14 protein-coding genes are annotated in these 16,461 nt (G+C 51.7%); 6 read left to right on the top strand and 8 right to left on the bottom strand.

Going from position 1 to position 16,461, the window contains the following annotated elements:
- Positions 1-20 precede the first annotated feature (20 nt).
- The 5 genes from petJ (at position 21) to C7B82_RS14005 (ending at position 3,922) form a co-directional block, all read left to right on the top strand.
- Complete coding sequence (gene petJ / locus C7B82_RS13985; protein WP_422632137.1) at positions 21-341, top strand: cytochrome c6 PetJ; 321 nt, start codon at positions 21-23, stop codon at positions 339-341.
- Positions 342-478: 137 nt separating this feature from the next.
- A complete protein-coding gene (locus tag C7B82_RS13990) occupies positions 479-1,192 on the top strand; it encodes a rhomboid family intramembrane serine protease (RefSeq protein WP_106256901.1) in 714 nt (237 codons plus the stop codon).
- A 54-nt stretch (positions 1,193-1,246) separates the two neighbouring features.
- Positions 1,247-1,507 carry a hypothetical protein gene (locus C7B82_RS13995; protein ID WP_106256902.1) on the top strand — a complete coding sequence of 87 codons (261 nt, stop codon included), beginning with the start codon at positions 1,247-1,249 and terminating at the stop codon, positions 1,505-1,507.
- A 406-nt stretch (positions 1,508-1,913) separates the two neighbouring features.
- Positions 1,914-2,399, top strand: coding sequence for an allophycocyanin subunit alpha-B (gene apcD, locus C7B82_RS14000; RefSeq protein ID WP_106256903.1), 486 nt, complete (start codon positions 1,914-1,916; stop codon positions 2,397-2,399).
- Between the two features lie 353 nt (positions 2,400-2,752).
- A complete protein-coding gene (locus C7B82_RS14005; protein ID WP_106256904.1) occupies positions 2,753-3,922 on the top strand; it encodes an alpha/beta fold hydrolase in 1,170 nt (389 codons plus the stop codon).
- Between the two features lie 33 nt (positions 3,923-3,955).
- Here C7B82_RS14005 and C7B82_RS14010 read toward each other — a convergent pair whose 3' ends face one another.
- Positions 3,956-4,708 carry a DUF429 domain-containing protein gene (locus C7B82_RS14010; protein ID WP_106256905.1) on the bottom strand — a complete coding sequence of 251 codons (753 nt, stop codon included), beginning with the start codon at positions 4,706-4,708 and terminating at the stop codon, positions 3,956-3,958.
- A 34-nt stretch (positions 4,709-4,742) separates the two neighbouring features.
- A complete protein-coding gene (locus C7B82_RS14015; RefSeq protein WP_106256906.1) occupies positions 4,743-5,804 on the bottom strand; it encodes a threo-3-hydroxy-L-aspartate ammonia-lyase in 1,062 nt (353 codons plus the stop codon).
- Between the two features lie 131 nt (positions 5,805-5,935).
- Between C7B82_RS14015 and C7B82_RS14020 the strand changes: the two genes are divergently transcribed.
- Positions 5,936-7,936 (top strand): potassium channel family protein, encoded by a 2,001-nt coding sequence (locus tag C7B82_RS14020; RefSeq protein ID WP_106256907.1) that lies wholly within the window; start codon positions 5,936-5,938, stop codon positions 7,934-7,936.
- 10 nt (positions 7,937-7,946) lie between these two features.
- Here C7B82_RS14020 and C7B82_RS14025 read toward each other — a convergent pair whose 3' ends face one another.
- The 6 genes from C7B82_RS14025 to C7B82_RS14050 all read right to left on the bottom strand — a co-directional run bounded on the left by C7B82_RS14025 (position 7,947) and on the right by C7B82_RS14050 (position 16,461).
- Positions 7,947-9,557: a cobyrinic acid a,c-diamide synthase CobB gene (locus C7B82_RS14025; protein WP_106256908.1), complete on the bottom strand. Its 1,611-nt coding sequence runs from the start codon at positions 9,555-9,557 to the stop codon at positions 7,947-7,949.
- A 66-nt stretch (positions 9,558-9,623) separates the two neighbouring features.
- Positions 9,624-10,955: a glucose-6-phosphate dehydrogenase assembly protein OpcA gene (gene opcA / locus C7B82_RS14030; protein WP_106256909.1), complete on the bottom strand. Its 1,332-nt coding sequence runs from the start codon at positions 10,953-10,955 to the stop codon at positions 9,624-9,626.
- A gap of 207 nt (positions 10,956-11,162) precedes the next feature.
- Entirely contained in the window at positions 11,163-12,692 is a 1,530-nt protein-coding gene (gene zwf, locus C7B82_RS14035) for a glucose-6-phosphate dehydrogenase (RefSeq protein ID WP_106256910.1), read from the bottom strand.
- Positions 12,693-12,799: 107 nt separating this feature from the next.
- Entirely contained in the window at positions 12,800-13,948 is a 1,149-nt protein-coding gene (tal, locus tag C7B82_RS14040; RefSeq protein WP_106256911.1) for a transaldolase, read from the bottom strand.
- 85 nt (positions 13,949-14,033) lie between these two features.
- Entirely contained in the window at positions 14,034-15,101 is a 1,068-nt protein-coding gene (gene fbp / locus C7B82_RS14045) for a class 1 fructose-bisphosphatase (RefSeq protein WP_106256912.1), read from the bottom strand.
- Between the two features lie 190 nt (positions 15,102-15,291).
- Complete coding sequence (locus C7B82_RS14050) at positions 15,292-16,461, bottom strand: leucine-rich repeat domain-containing protein (protein WP_181357492.1); 1,170 nt, start codon at positions 16,459-16,461, stop codon at positions 15,292-15,294.

Here is a 16,461-nt window from a genome sequence, read left to right on the forward strand (position 1 = left end):
GAAACCGTTTGAAGCGACTGTTGCTCATAGCCTTGCTAATGATCGGATTGTTTATGGGTCTGGCAGGCTCTCCGGCACAGGCAGGTAATTCTGCGAACGGTGCAAAACTCTTTAACGCCAATTGCGCCGCCTGCCATATGGGTGGCAACAATGTCATTCTTGCTAAAAAGACGCTTAAGAAAGAAGCGTTGGAGCAATACGGCATGGCTTCGATCGACGCAATTAAAAATCAGGTAACCAAGGGCAAAAACGCGATGCCTTCCTTTCGGGGACGCTTGAATAGTTTGCAGATTGAAGATGTCGCAACCTATGTTCTGGAACAGTCTCAAATGGGTTGGTAAGTCATTTAATTATTTCCCTGTAAGCCCTCTTTAACGCAGTAGAGGGCTTTTTTTAGCAATCTATCTCTGGATCAACGTCTATTTGAAACGAAGTGTAGTATTCTCGCTTCTAGCTAGCTACAGAGAAGGAAAAATTAGTGGTTCCTCTGCGTGACAATAATCCAACGACTATTACTCCAGTCGTAACCTATGCGTTAATCGCTGCGAATGTTCTGGTCTTTCTCTACGAATTGACGTTATCACCACCCCAGCTTGAGCAGTTCTTTCGGGTTTGGGCCGTCGTTCCTAGAGAGTTGACTGCTAGTTTCTCCGGTCAACTATCAGCTCAGCCACTACCAGAGTGGATTACCCTCTTTACGTCTCAATTTTTACACGGCGGTTTTTTACATGTCGCTGGTAATATGTTGTTTCTCTGGATCTTTGGCAACAATGTTGAAGACCGTTTGGGACATGTTAAGTATTTAATCTTTTACCTCGCCTGTGGCGCATTAGCAGCGCTAACACAATGGTTTTTCTCCTCCGGGTCAGCGATCCCATCGTTAGGTGCAAGTGGCGCGATCGCTGGCGTGATGGGGGCCTACATCTTGCGTTTCCCCAAAGCAGAAGTGCTAACCCTGATTCCTCTCGGCTTCTTCTTCTGGACGTTTCGAGTACCCGCTTTCGCTTTTTTGGGTTTTTGGTTTTTGCAGCAAGCACTTTATGGCTTAGCTAGCCTGGAAGCACCCATGAACATTGGCATGGAAAGCGGTGGTGTCGCCTATTGGGCACACGCAGGCGGTTTTGTTTTTGGTGCGGTGTTGGGTCCACTGCTGGGTCTCTTTTCAGATGATTCAAACACGCAGACGTTTTAGAAGCGCGGTTAATCCGTAGGCTAAAATAAGCACGGTACTTGATGAGTCGCGACAATGCCCCGGTTGAACCCTTTCACTCTCCAGATGGAAATCACCCGCATGTTTGAGCAGGGGCAGTCGTTTTTTGCCTCGCTAAAGGTGCAGGATTGGTTGAGGGAACGCAACGAAGAGCCCGACGCTTATGACATCTTGTTTCATCAAAAGCCTGCACCTCCTGGCTCTGGACAGGTCATGACGGTTGAGATCGAGCTGCGTCGCAAAGATGGTCAGCCTGCTGATGCCTGGCTGCAAGAAGAAGCGAATCGCCACGCTTGAGGGACAGGCGTGGAAATAACGAACAGTCAATCACAAATTCTGGTCGGGGTATTGCATTGCACTGCCCCGACGCTCAAATCTATCTGTCCGGAAGTCCCTACACTTGAGTTGGTGTACTTGATTGCCGCAAAGTAAGCAATCTTAAGCCAGGGGTTGGAGCTCTTTTCCTTAGGATCGTTACATATAACGGGTTGGCTTTAGAGGGTAAAGCTTGCAAAAGCAGATGCTTATAATGCCCGCCAAACATAGTGCTGAGCAGTCAAGAGGCCAGTGGAACTGAGCGATCGAAATATCCCTAAAAGTAAACTTTTGTAAAGCCTCACTCAGCGATTTTTTCTTTACTCTTTCGCTCTGTCCCCCTGAGTCAGTAAACTACAGAGAGATATCTGCAGAGACAGCCATAATTATGAGTGTAGTTAGCCAAGTCATCCTGCAAGCCGACGATGAACTGCGTTATCCCACCTTGGGCGAACTCCAGGGCTTGCAAGGCTTTTTTAAAACTGGCGAGCAGCGTACCCGTATCGCTGCCACGCTATCGGAAAATGAGAAAAAAATTGTTCAAGAAGCGAGTAAGCAGCTTTGGAAAAAACGCCCAGACTTTATCGCCCCGGGTGGCAATGCTTATGGCGATAAGCAGCGTGCCCTCTGTCTGCGTGACTACGGTTGGTACCTGCGTCTGGTAACGTATGGCATTTTGGCTGGCGATAAGGATCCGATCGAAAAAATCGGTTTAATTGGTGCGCGCGAAATGTACAACGCTCTAGGCGTACCGGTTCCTGGTATGGCAGAAGCCATTCGTTGCCTGAAAGTAGCCTCTCTAGGGTTGCTTTCGGCTGATGATGCGGCAGAAGCGTTGCCCTATTTTGACTACATCATTCAAGCGATGTCTTGAGTCAAGAGTAAGGATAGGTCATCCTAAATTGATTTCCCCGTTGTTGGTGGAGGTGTCTGGCGATCGAACGTCGGGGCTATCATCAAAAACGGGGAATTTTAGTGCGTTGGTTTCTTTACATGCCGTTGAAACGCAGTGAACATTTAGAATGAAGCCGTTGAGTTATTTCACCCTCTGCGGAATAATTCGGTTGCGACGGGTATTGATTACCAGGTTGTAAAATACTGGGCGGTCATTGAGTCGTTGGGTCGTTTCCTCACTGCAGCCCCATACCTGGTCGTGAGTCTATGCCAGCAGAGATAACGTTCTTGAAACAACCCGGTTCATCCTTCTAGTCCTCAGGAGAATTGCGCATGAGTCCGAAATCTGTTACGCCGACTGCTACACAACTCGATCAGGCAAAGCGGGCGATTGCTGCCTATATCCACAGCATTGACAGCAACCCCGATCGTCGTGAGGGCGCGTATCCCTACTACCTGTTTCACGAACCAGGACGGCCAATTCTCGGCACTGTGCTGCTGTTTCACGGTTTTAGCGCTAAACCACATCAAATGTGGCGCTTAGCAGACTACCTGTTTCGCAACGGATTCAATGTTTATCAGCCGTCGATCGCCGGACATCCATTCATCCATCCTGCCAGGAACTGGCCGCAGATTGACCTCCTGCCTGCGATCGCGGGTCCGCTGAAGGAAAAAGCCTCGCAAGATCCAGTGCTCCAAGCTTTTATTGCCAACCTTGCCAACAATCCCGAAGGTGCCCAACTCAATCCGGTGCAGCAGGCAGCGCTCGTGTCGCGTTTGGTTAAGATTGAGCCGCGAATGCTGGATATTATGAAGTCGATTGAGACCGACGATGATCCTGACTTCGATGAATACTATATCTCCTCTCATCTGGACTATCTGAACCACGCAAAAGCGCGATTGGCAGAAGTGTCGTCTATTCCTGGTGCTGTTTACACAGTGGGCTTATCGGTCGGTGGAGCCGTGGCACTGGCATTGGCGGCAGCCGATCCCGATCGTGTGCAGAAAGCAGTTGTTTTTGCACCGCTGTTGCAGGTCTATGGGGAACAGCGGCGACAATACGTCAACCTCACTGGCCCACTCGACATCAAAGAAATGGGATGGGACCCGAACCTTCTCTTTCCAGTGGGATGTTTTACAGCCGCCGATCGCTTTGGCAGTGGTGTCGTGATGAGTCCTGCGTCGCTTGACTCGCTCAAAAAAGTGCCCATTTTCATGGTCCTGACTGAAAACGAAGACGCGGCTGATATCAAGACAAACCAGGCATTTTACGAAGAAACGGGCGCAGAGCAGGACGGCAATCGTTACTATCTCTACCGCGCTATGGATCTGGTGCCGCACCCAATGGTTGACCCCACAGAAGTCAGTCAGAGTATGAGTAACCGCTTCTGGCAAAGCCTCTATCAGGAGACATTCCGCTTCCTGACGACTGGCGATGTTGATGTTCCTAATATGGGCAATTTGGAGCAAGATCCGAAGTTGCCGCAGGTGCCTCCGGTTTAGATTGATTAGCGGTCAGTAGTCAGCAATCAGCGATCAGCATACTACTGAAGCTCCTCTTGAGAGTGTTGGAACGATAATGTAGCCTTCGGTGAGGTTCCCGAGGGCTAGATTGCGTTCCAGTCCCCAGTACCACCAGTGCGCGGCGACGTAGGCACACATCAGGCTATCCAATTGATCTTCTACTGCTTTGAGAGCCGTTCCTTTGAGTGGGATTTCTGGCGGGAAGAGTTTGCTTTGGGTGACATCAAGGGCGGGTTCCAGGGTGGGGAGCCGATCGCAAATATACTCCTGCAATCGAGCAAGTTCCAACCGTCGGTCTGCCAACTTGCCCTTTTTGTATTTCAAGATTTTCTCTAGCCCAAAAAGATGCACGATCGCGGGATGGGGAAAGACTTCAATTTGATGTCGTCCCGATTGTTGCGGTGCGATCGTAGGCGCATGGTGAAAGCCTTTTGCTTCTAGGCTGAGGCCAAAGGCAACGGTGCGTGCGGCAAACGGTAAACCCAAATTGGCAGGATAGGAACCCGCATGGTAGCGTCCAAAGTGTTTGTGGGTGAGGCGATCGCACAGCCGCATTCCAGTCGCATTGGGAATCAGCGTGGGCGCATCGACGGCAATCAGGCCGGACTCATCGGGTGCTATGCAGGCATCAACCCAGGCAAGAATGTCCTCAGTTGCGTCCTCCCGTCGCAAATCGACCAGTTCTAGCCTGCCATTCTGCCAATCGAGGCAGCACAGCCCGCTTGCCCCCGAACTCCAGCCCAAATCGATACCCAAAAATTTCATTTAGAGATCTGTAAGAAAATAAACCGAACCTCTTCTAGCTCAGTTCTGCTGCCCATGGAGCGTGTGGTTGGGGTCTCGGCGTTTTGGTGACTTTGGCAAACAGTTTGCCTGCTTGCTTCAGGTCAACATTGCCACCGCTGATAATGACCCCAACACGGGCACCAGGCTCGTTGACAATGCCTTCTAGCAACGCCGCAGTCGCTAAGGCTCCAGTCGGTTCAACCACGATCTTGAGACGTTCCCACAGGAAGAACATGGCGCGGAGGATGGCAGCTTCTGAAACCGTCACCATGTCGTGGACGTAGTGCAGGATCAGTGGAAAGGTAAGTGTGCCAAGAGACGACGTACGGGCACCATCAGCGATCGTATCCGGGTTCTCGACCGTTTGCAGCGTTTTGGCATAGAACGATCGCGTGGCATCATCGGCACGTTTGGGTTCTACCCCAATGACTCGACACGAGGGCGAAAGGGCATGAGCGGCGATCGCGCAACCGGACAGCAACCCACCACCCCCACAGCAGACCAGCAGCAAATCCAGTGCGCCCACTTCTTCGATCAGTTCCTTCGCCGCGGTGCCCTGCCCTGCAATGACATGAGGATGGTCGAACGGTGGAATGAGCGTCAAGCCGCGATCGTCTGCCAACTGCTGCGCCAACGCTTCGCGCGAGTCAGTGAGGCGATTGTAAGTCACGACTTCAGCACCGTAGCCGCGCGTGGCTATCAGCTTAACGGTTGGTGCATCCTCTGGCATGACAATGGTAGTTGGGATATTGAGCAACTGACCTGAAAGGGCGATCGCCTGAGCATGATTCCCCGACGAAAACGCCAGCACACCACGCCGACGCTGTGCTTCTGGTAGCTGCACCATTGCGTTGTAGGCGCCGCGAAACTTGAAGGCTCCAATGCGCTGAAAATTCTCGCATTTGAAGAAAACCCGGCTCCCTGTTTGGCGATCGATCGTCGTCGAAGTCATCACAGGCGTAGGATGTGCCTGCCCTTTGAGACGAGCCGCTGCTGCTTCAAGATCAGCAAAGGTCACTGACAAAAGCGAATCAGTTGCCGTATTGGCATGATCTGATCGAGACGCATCCACCATAAACAGTTAATTGAGTCACGCACCTCTAATAAACTAACGTTTTTGGCTGCATCGGCACGGACTATCTGAATACTGTGCTATCACGTTGCTAAGAGCATGAAGCATAGCGTTGCCATTGATGGATGTAAGCAATGGGAGAGAGTAATAAGGGTCGGAAAGATTCCTTTCTAGTCTGTGGGCTAGGCAGTCTGGGGCAGTACTGCGTCTCAGTATTGAAAGAATTTGAAGTGACGGTTAATGCGATCGAAGCCTCCCAAGCGCCCATCTGGGAAATCCCAGATCTGAATGATTTGATGGATTGTCTGCTGATTGGAGACTGTCGGCAGCCAAAGCTGCTTGAACAGGCAGGCATTCGCGACTGTCGGGCGATTTTACTCGTCACCAGCGATGAGCGTGTCAACATTGCAGCGGCCTTTGCGGCGCGATCGCTGAATCCCAATATTCGCCTGGTGGTGCGCTCAGCACAGGAGAATCTCAACGAGTTGCTAGGTCAGCAATTGGGGAATTTTATCGCCTTTGAAGCGACCCAACTTCCCGCCCCTAGTTTTGCACTGGCAGCCCTGGATAGTGAAACGCAAGGCTTGTTTACGCTAGAAAAGCAGCGGCTGCGAATCTCGACTACACACATTCAACCAGACCATCGCTGGTGCGATCGTCGCCTGCTGTATGAACTGAATACACCCAATCGACGGGTGCTGAGGCATTTTAGGGCGACTGTAATGCCGCCTGCAAATTCCTTCTATCAGTGGGATCCGGATACCCGCGTGCAGGCTGGGGACACCATCACTTACATTGAGGCAACGGAAGCGATCTCGCCTCCTCACTTGCAGACTAATAACCGCCGTCGTGTGTTCTGGCAGGAATTGGCTCTCGCTTTAGAGTGGCAAAACGTACGACGAACGCTACAGCAGTTCTGGCGTGAGAGTACACAAACACAACGCGTTGCGCTGCTCTCTAGCGTCGTGATGCTTAGCCTCTTTATCAGTGGAGCCTTACTCTACAAGCTGCAATATCCGGATATCTCCCTGCAAGATGCGCTCAATGTCTCGTTGGTGCTGGCGATCGGCGGCTTCGACAACCTCTTTGGGCAGTTGAAAGTGCCCTTTGCGATTCCCTGGTGGCTGCATCTGTTTAGTGTCGGGATGACCGTTGCTGGCACTATTTTTATCGGTATTCTCTATGCAACGTTGACTGAGCGAGTCCTTGCGTCTCGCTTCCAGTTTTTGAAGCGTCGTCCACCTGTCCCAAAAGCTGAACACGTAGTGTTGGTTGGTTTGGGACGACTGGGACAGCGTATTGCAACTCTTTTGCAAGAGCTGAAGCAGCCGTTAGTGGGCGTGCATGCGATCGCCATCGATCCCGGTGTGCTGCCACAGATGGCGATCGTCACAGGTAATCTTCACGACACCCTGGCACGAGTCAATCTAGCGACAGCCAAAAGCATGATCATTGTCACGGATGATGAAGTCGCTAACCTGGAAATTGCGCTCATGGCGCAGGCAGCCAATCCCAACTGCAATCTGGTTGTGCGCGTTTTTGACCCTGCGTTTACTCAGCATGTGGCACAACTTCTGCCCGCTGCCAGAGTGATGGGAGCCTATGCTCTCGCCGCCGCCGCGTTTGCTGGTGCCGCGTTTGGTGAAAACATTCTCAACCTGTTTCGCCTCAACGATCGCACAACGCTCGTGACGGAGTATCAGATCGAACCCACCGATACCCTTAACGGTCGTCTACTAGCTGACATTGCTTATGGCTACGGTGTTGTGCCCATTCTGCACCAAAAAGGGGCTCATGAACCCGCTCGACTCATGCCATCCGATGACATTCGGCTACAGGTGGGCGATCGACTGGTGGTGCTGGCAACGCTTTCGGGTCTGCAACGCGTCGAGCGAGGCATTAGCAAAGCCCCACGCTGGCAGGTACAGGTCGAAAGAGCGATCTCTGAAGAAGCTATTTTTGAAGGTGCTGGCGCGATCGCGCGTCTTTCTGGATGTAGTATCGGCACTGCTAGAGAGGTAATGAGCCACTTGCCAGACACCGTGCCTACGTTGCTTCATAAGCATCAAGCTCAACGCCTCGTCCGCGAATTGAATAAGCTACAAGTGCTGGCTAGCCTGGTACGTGCCTCCTAACGTTGCGACCTCACGTTCGAGTCAGAGCGTACGCATGGGCGACACACTGCTTCAAGAAGCGATCGGGAATGTCGGGTTGTGTGCCCCAATGAAGGTGGACGTAAGACGCGTGGAGGTTGGGGAGATGCCAGCCTTCGGGAGTGGGGAGTGAGGAGTGAGGAGTGGGGTGTGGGGTATGGGGTGTGGGGTGTAGGGAAAAGAGGGGAAAGGGCGATTCTTGGGTGAGATGAGAGCGGTGGAATTCGTGACCGTAGATTTCGGCTCCTTTTTGTAGGATGGGGCTGTCTTGAAGGGCGATCGCGCGTCGATAGCCCAGCATCAGTCCCTTGCCCATGATTGCCGTTGTCGGCAACACACCGACCATTGGAAAAGACTGCCCCTCAAAATTGGTGATTTGCTCGCACAAATACATCAGCCCACCACACTCGGCATAGGTTGGTATACCTGAGCAAATGGCCGATCGCACAGCCATTCGTGCAGAGTCGTTTGCTGCCAGTTGCTCTGCAAACACTTCCGGAAAACCGCCGCCGAAGTAAAGTCCTTGAATACCGTCTGGTAGAGCCCGATCGCTCATCGGACTCCAGACAACAAGTTCGGCTCCCAACGCTTCAAGCAAATCCAGGTTGTCGGCGTAGTAGAAGCTGAAGGCAGAATCCTGGGCGATCGCGATGCGGGGGGCGGGGGTAGAGAGAGTTTTGTATAGCCTTCGGCATTCAAGAAACGCGTAGCGACTCCGTAGCTTTGGCTTCCCGAAGGGTAGGAATAACTTTGAGTTTTGAGTAGCGCTTTGCGCCGCTACGCTAGTGAGTTTTGAATTTTGATCGTTGATTGCTGACTGCTGTAGCTTGCTTCCGCTTTGCACTACGCTGACCGCTGACTGCTGACCGCTAACCGCTGACCGCTGACCGCTGACCGCTGACTGCTCACCACTGACCGCTGATCGCTGACTCTCCAACAACGGCATCAACTGCGCCCAATCAAAGCACGTCTCTCCCAGGTGAGCCAGTTGATCAACGACAGCGTTCAGGTTTGCGAGTTCGGCAGTTGGTACTAAGCCAAGGTGCCGATCGGGGATGGTAATTGCATCCTGACGACGGAGCACACCCAGAATAGGGATGTTGAGCGGTTCTATAGCCGACTTGAGGAGTGACAGATGGCGATCGCTGCTGACGCGATTAAGCACTACGCCAGCGACTTTGAGACGTGGATCGAACGATCGGTAGCCATGCACTAAGGCTGCGATCGAGTCCGACATGCCGCTGCAATTCAGCACCAATAGGATAGGCAGATCCAGCAGTCGAGCAATGTGGGCTGTGCTAGCAAACCCTGCCTGCCCTGAGGCACCGTCAAACAAACCCATTACCCCTTCAACAAGGGCATGGGTGGCAGTTTGAGCATGGCGATCGAAGCATTGCTGCACGTATGCTTCTGAGGTCAGCATGGGGTCGAGGTTGCGGCAAACTCGCCCAGTTACATACCGATGAAACATCGGATCGATATAATCAGGCCCAACCTTGAACGATTGCACCTGTCGATCCTGTCGCTTTAAATAAGCTAGCAACGCCAGCGTGACAGTTGTCTTGCCGACTCCACTCCGTTCGCCTGCAACGATTAGCCCCATCTGAGTAATGATTAGTGGTTAGTTGTTAGAGTCTAAAGCTAACAACCAACCACTAACAACTAACCACTAACCATGTAGCTGCAAGATTTTAGCGACCACTGCCAGACTTTCTTCGTACAGCACATCATGTCCCCAGCGTTGCAACTGCTGGCTCAACAGAAACTCAGCCTTCTGGTCAGACAGCGACGAAACGACTTCCGTCTGACACGCTTGAGCGCTACCGCCCGCTTCCATCCGCATACAGCCCGTTGTTTCGGAGCAGAGGATGGTGCAGCAGTTTGCCTGCAAATTGGTCGATGTGATGCGAATACCCACTAAATCGCCCAGGATTTCGCCCCAATCTGCCGTTGGAATGGCGGCTAACTCGGCAGTGATTTCGCGTTGATTAGCGCCCTTAAAGGTGATGTATTTGAGGTCATAGTCGCCACCGGTTTCTTTGAGGGCGATCGGCTGCCAATCGAGCCGACTGGCGATCCAGCCTAAGTACAAAAATGCCTGCGCGGTATTGCCTTTTTCGTAGTCGATCGAAAGCTGATCAGCTTCAATCAGGGAAGCGCGGCGCTCAGGCGGGTCAAACGCGGCTGCCATTAGCTCCTGCCAGGGTTGCAGGCGATGCCAATTGAGGTCAGCGATGTAGGTATCTTCACCGATTAGTTCCTGAATCTTGAGAAACTCAGATTCTGGATCGCTAAAGTAGCAAGAATCCAAAATCAAGCAGTTACACGACTCAGCCAAGACTTTGAAGAGCGCCTGATCGGGGTTAGGGGTTGCTTTCCACCAGACAAACTTTGGTAGATCGTGAATCATCAGCGAGGCAACCAGGTCACCGACCCGCTCTAAGGCTGCTTTTGTGCCCCTCAAGGTAATGTACTCACAGCAAATGAGAGAACCGCCGCTGCCTTGCTGCACAGGACAATAGGCGGAAACCTGAGCCGTTACGCCCTGATCGGCACCCAGCATGGGACAAAGAGTGATGATGCGACCAGGATTTTGCACCGCAATCGCGTCACTGATGCTAAAACCCCGCACATTTGGATTGGAGAACTTAATGCGATCGCTCGGCTTTTTAGCAAACTCCTCGCGCAGTTTTGCCAGCGTGAGCGGATCAACACGACCTGTAATGGACAATCCATAAGACTTTTGCGCATCCTGCACAGCCGCTTTCGTCATTGGTCCGTGAATGCCATCGATCGGACCTTCGTAAAACCCCAGTGCTGCCAGCAATTGCTGAAACTCTTCTGGTTCATAGACCACCATACTAAACGTCGAGGCTCTGGTGGCACCTTGATGCGGAGCATCAGCACTCTGACTATGCCAGATGGCACTCAGTTCCGCCTCAATTTCATCGAGAGAAATATCTTTGGGGCGTTGAAGGGCAACAAGTGGAGTGGTCGTCATAATCAGTGGTTGGTGATTAGTGTGTTAGTGATTAGTGGTTAGAAAAAGGCAGAGGAGATAAGGGAGGCGGAAGCTTGCTCTAAACTCAAAACTCAAAACCCTTCTCACTCCTCTCTTCCAACTCAAAACTCTCTAGCGTAGCGGCGCAAAGCGCTACTCAAAACTCAAAACTTCTTAGCCTTTAGCCTTCATCCTTGCATCCTTTCCCTACAGCCTTCTCCAGTTCCGCGCATCCCGGTTGAGCAATAGTTCCGACTCTACAGGTCCCCATGTTCCGGCTTCATACAGTGGAATCGTTTCAGGAGGCGCGGGTGCATCCCACACATTGAGGAGGGGCGTCAAAATCCGCCAGGAGGCCTCAACTTCATCGCCGCGTGTAAACAGGGTCTGGTCGCCTAACATGCAGTCTACTAGCAGTCGGCTGTACGCATCGGTGTTTGCCTGCCCAAAGGCAGTGTCGTAGCGGAAATCCATATCGACCGATCGCGTTCTCAACGATGTCCCAGGCGTTTTGACCTCAAAGCGCAGGGCAATGCCTTCATTCGGCTGAATTCGCATTGTCAGGATGTTTGGGTTTGCTTGCTTGGCTGCCGACTGGAACATCAAAAACGGCACTTCTTTGAACTGAATCGCGATCTCAGAGATCTTTTTGGGCATCCGCTTGCCTGTTCGCAGGTAGAAGGGTACGCCTTTCCAGCGCCAGTTGTCGATCGTCAGCTTCAAAGCCGCGTAGGTAGGAGTCGTCGATTCGGGTGCGGCACCTTCCTCCTGGCGATACGCTGGCACGGCTTTGCCTTTCATCCAGCCTTCAATGTACTGACCGCGAACGGCAGAATTGCCCAGCATTTCCAAATCAGCCAGGTGAGTCGCTTGCAGCACTTTCGTTTTTTCGTTGCGAATGCTGTTTGCTTCTAGAGAGTTTGGCGCTTCCATTGCGGTTAAGCAAAACAACTGCATCAGGTGGTTTTGCACCATGTCGCGCAGTGCGCCAGCCGTTTCGTAGTAGCCTGCACGACCTTCCAAGCCAACGGTTTCCGCCACCGTGATTTGAACGTGATCGACAAATTGCCGGTTCCATAGGGGTTCAAAAATAGCGTTCGCAAAGCGGAACACCATCAGGTTTTGTACCGTCTCTTTGCCCAGGTAGTGGTCAATCCGGTAGACTTGCTGCTCATCGCACACCTTCTGGACGACCCGGTTGAGCGTCTGAGCCGAAGCCAAATCGCGACCGAACGGCTTTTCGATGACGAGTCGCTGTTTCTTGGGGTCTTCAATCATCCCAGCCGCGCCTAGCTGCTGAATGGCTTCTGCAAAGAATTTGGGTGCTACCGATAAGTAAAAGACACGATTGCCACGGGTGCCGCGCTGTTGATCCAGTTCTGCCAGAAACGCTTTCAGTTTTTGGTAATCATCCTGATTGTCCAAATCACCAGGATGATAAAACAGCCCTTTAGCAAAATCGTCCCAAATTGCCTGAGCACCTAAACCACCACCAAATTCCTCGACGCCTTCGCGCATGTGTTCGCGGAAATAGTCATGACTCCAATCACGACGAGCCACGCCGACAATTGTTAACTCAGGCGGTAACCGACGCTCTCGCTTCATCTGGTAGATGGCGGGGACGAGCTTGCGCTGGGTCAAATCACCAGACGCACCAAAGATAATGAGAATCTGCGGTTCGGGAATGCGATCCTGTTGTAGACCAACGCGAAGGGGGTTTTCGAGCAGAGTAACCATAAGCAGGGGCAGTTAGGTTGTGTAGGAGTTGAGAAGCTGACTGGAAAAGTTGTTAGTTGTTAGTTGTTGGATGGAAACCCTAACAACTAACAACCAAAAACCAACAACTAAACAGCAGCAAGGCGGTTTACTTTGTCTTCGAGGGATTGCATCAACGACTGGTAGGGCTTGATGAATTTGTCGATGCCGTCAACGAGGAGTTCGTCCATCACGGTATCCAGGTTGATGTTGATGTCGGGGTCTTTGAGGGTTTCGATCAGGTTGTAAGACTCCTCAACGCCTGTTTCGATGCGGTCAGCCACATTGCAGTGGTCAGCACAAGCCTCGATCGTGGCCGGTGGCAATGTGTTTACCGTATCAGAACCAATCAGTTCATCGACATACATCACATCACTGTAATCGGGGTTTTTGGTGCCCGTACTTGCCCAGAGCAGGCGTTGCACGTTTGCACCTTTGGCACTCAGGGCTTTCCAGCGATCGCTCTGAATGATCTTCTTATACTCCTGGTAGGCAATCTTTGCGTTAGCGATCGCTACTTTTCCTTTGATTGCGACCATGCGATCGCGAATGTTCTGGTCGGGTACACCTGCTTTGATCTTCTCGTCGATTTTGCCGTCGATATTGGAATCAATGCGGCTGAGGAAAAAGCTGGCAACCGAGGCGATTTTGCTGATGTCTTTGCCTTCGGCCACGCGCTTCTCTAAGCCTCGAATGTAGGCCCAGAAGGTCTCGACATAGCTAGTTACTGAGAACAGCAGCGTCACGTTAACGTTTATCCCTTCGCTGATCACCTGCTCAACGGCAGGAATGCCTTTCGAGGTGCCAGGAATTTTGATCATCACGTTTTCTTTGCCGATCGCGTTGTAGTAGCGACGGGCTTCCGAAATCGTTTTTTCGGTGTCATCAGCGATGTCAGGCGGCACTTCAATGCTGATGTAGCCGTCTAAACCGCCAGACTCGTCATAGATCGGCTTGAAAATGTCGCAGGCATCGCGAATGTCGTCAAACACGAGCGATTCGTAAATCTCTAGTGTGGACTTTTTGGCTTTGATCCCCGCTTCAATGTCGGCATCGTACATCACATTACCCGCGATCGCCTTCTCAAAAATCGCCGGATTGGACGTGATCCCACGCAGTCCACGCGTCTCAATGAATTTTTCCAGGTCGCCAGATTTAATCAAATCCCGCGCCAGATTGTCCATCCAAATGCTCTGACCAAACTCTTTAATCTCAAACAGATGATTGGTTGCAGTCATCGTACTTTCTCCTAAAACTAAGTTTCTAGCCATCAGCGCCAACGTCTTGTCTAACAACTAACAACTAAAAACCAAAAACTACTTGTCAATGGGCGGCGATCGCCTGTCGCGATCGCTCTTTGATAAACGACTCCACCAACGCCACATCTTCTTTACTGCCGATGATGAGGGGCGTTCGGGCGTGGAGCTTAGCGGGCACTGCATCCAGGATGTCCTGAGTGCCAGTGCTCGCTCTACCGCCAGCTTGTTCTGCCAAAAATGCCAGCGGAGCCGTCTCGTAAAGCAGCCGCAGCTTGCCCTCTGGCTTTTTGACTGTACCGGGGTAGAGAAACACACCACCCTGAAACAGAATGCGATGGAAGTCACCCACTAGCGCACCGCTGTAACGGGCGGTATAACCCTCATGACGATGAACGTAACGAATGTAATCGCGGATTGACTCATCCCATTGCCAGAAGTTGCCCTCGTTGGCGCTGTAAATGGGACCATGCGCTGGCATTTGAATGTTTTCGCTAGAGAGAATAAACTCACCCAGGCTGGGATCAAGCGTGAACGCATGCACCCCTTTGCCGATCGAATAGATCAGCATGGTGCTGGGGCCGTAGAGAATGTAGCCTGCTGCAATCAGCTTGCGCCCGTTCTGTAGCAAATCGCGCGCCTCACCATCAAGATCGTCTCCTTCCTGCTGGCGCACGGCAAAAATGGAGCCAACGTTAATGTTGATATCTACATTCGAAGAACCGTCGATCGGGTCATATAGCAGCGTATAGCGCCCTACCGGACAGTTTTCGGGAATGTAGTAAGGCTTCTCCATTTCTTCTGAAGCGAGACGGCAGACCAGGCCGCTTTGCTTGAAGACAGAAATAAACACCTCGTTGGCGTAGATATCCATCTTCTTGACCGACTCACCCTGCACATTCTCACTGCCCGTAAAGCCCAACGCGCCTTCCATCAAGTCGGCGCGGCTCAAGCGACGAGCAATCAGCTTACCCGCCAAGGCAATCCGACTCATGATCGCGCTCAAGTCTTGTGCGTCGGCCGAGAAACTTTGAAGCTGCTGCAGAACGTGACGAGAAAGTGTGGTGCAGTCACGATCGAGTGCGTATTCATAGTCCAAAGAATCGTAATCGAGCGATTCGTAGGCTTCGACCATTGGTTAACCTCCTGATAGCCGAGCTGTGTCGGAATGATTCCGCATCATTATGCGTTGTGATTCCACCTTCTATCTTAGGAAGGCATGAGAAGATTGGCATTTCCTTTAGAACAACTACAGAAAGCGATCGCGTTTTAGTAGTGCAGCACACATAGCCTTGAGCTTGCGGTACTGAGTTTGTAGCCGCAGCTTAAAAATGACAGATGGACTCTGATGCAAGGGGACAAACCGGCTTGACCATAGCATTGTCAGCCAGAGCGAGTTTTTGTAATTTAGCCAGTGCTTGGAGTGGGCTAAGGTCAGTGATTTGATTGCGATTGAGTGCTAGATTCGTCAACTTGGTGAGCGATCGCAGTGCACTTACCTCAGCAATTTGGTTCACGCTGAGATTGAGATCAGTCAGATTGGTGAGCGATCGCAATGGACTGAGATCAGCAAGACGATTGCCGTTCAGGTTCAATTCGCTTAAAGATGTCAGTGAACTGAGCGGCTGTAGATCAACGATGTCATTGCGACGGAGATTTAGCGTAATCAATCGTTGGAGCGATCGTAGCGGTTTCAGGTCATCAATTTGGTTATCGCTGAGAACGAGTTTGGTTAAGTGCGTGAGTGATCTCAGCGCTTCCAGATTAGTAATTTCGTTCTCGCCAAGATTGAGTTCGATCAATCGGGTCAGTGTGCTGAGAGGACTGAGATCGCTAATACGATTGCGGCGCAGGCCAAGAACGATGAGATAGCGCAGAGACTCTAAAGCACTGAGATTACTGATGCGATTATCACTCAAGAGCAGCGTGGTCAGACTGGTAAGCGATCGCAACGGGCTAAGGTCATCAATCCGATTGCTGATCAAAAACAGGTCTGTAAGGTCAGTGAGTGACTGGAGCGGTTCCAGATCGGTAACACGGTTTCTGATCAGAAAGAGTGCAGTGAGGTTGCTCAGCGATCGCAGCGGGCGAAGATCGGCCACTCGATTTTCATTCAGATATAGTTGGGTTAGGTTAGTGAGTGCACTCAAAGGACTGAGATCTATGATTTGGTTTTGATCTAGCCTCAGAACAGTGAGACGGGTGAGTGAGCGCAGTGGGCTAAGGTCAACCAGATGGCGATCGTTTAGCTCTAGTGATGTCAGTCGAGAAAGGGTTTGGTTTGCCTGAAGGCAGCTAGAGGTCTGTGCTTTCTGCAATAGCGCGACGATCGTTTGCCTGGTGACAGCAGGAAGGCTTTTGCGCTGCAAGCAGACATCAGTAAATGTTTTGAACGGTTCGGTTGCTAGTGGTTGTGCCAGTACAACAGGCGCACGCCACAGGAGTTGAATGAGCAGAAAGAGGCTGAGGGCGATCGCGGTACGTTTGCGAAGCAT

It is taken from the genome of Stenomitos frigidus ULC18 (genome assembly GCF_003003795.1).
In the GTDB taxonomy this organism is placed as follows: Bacteria; Cyanobacteriota; Cyanobacteriia; order Leptolyngbyales; family Leptolyngbyaceae; genus Stenomitos; species Stenomitos frigidus_A.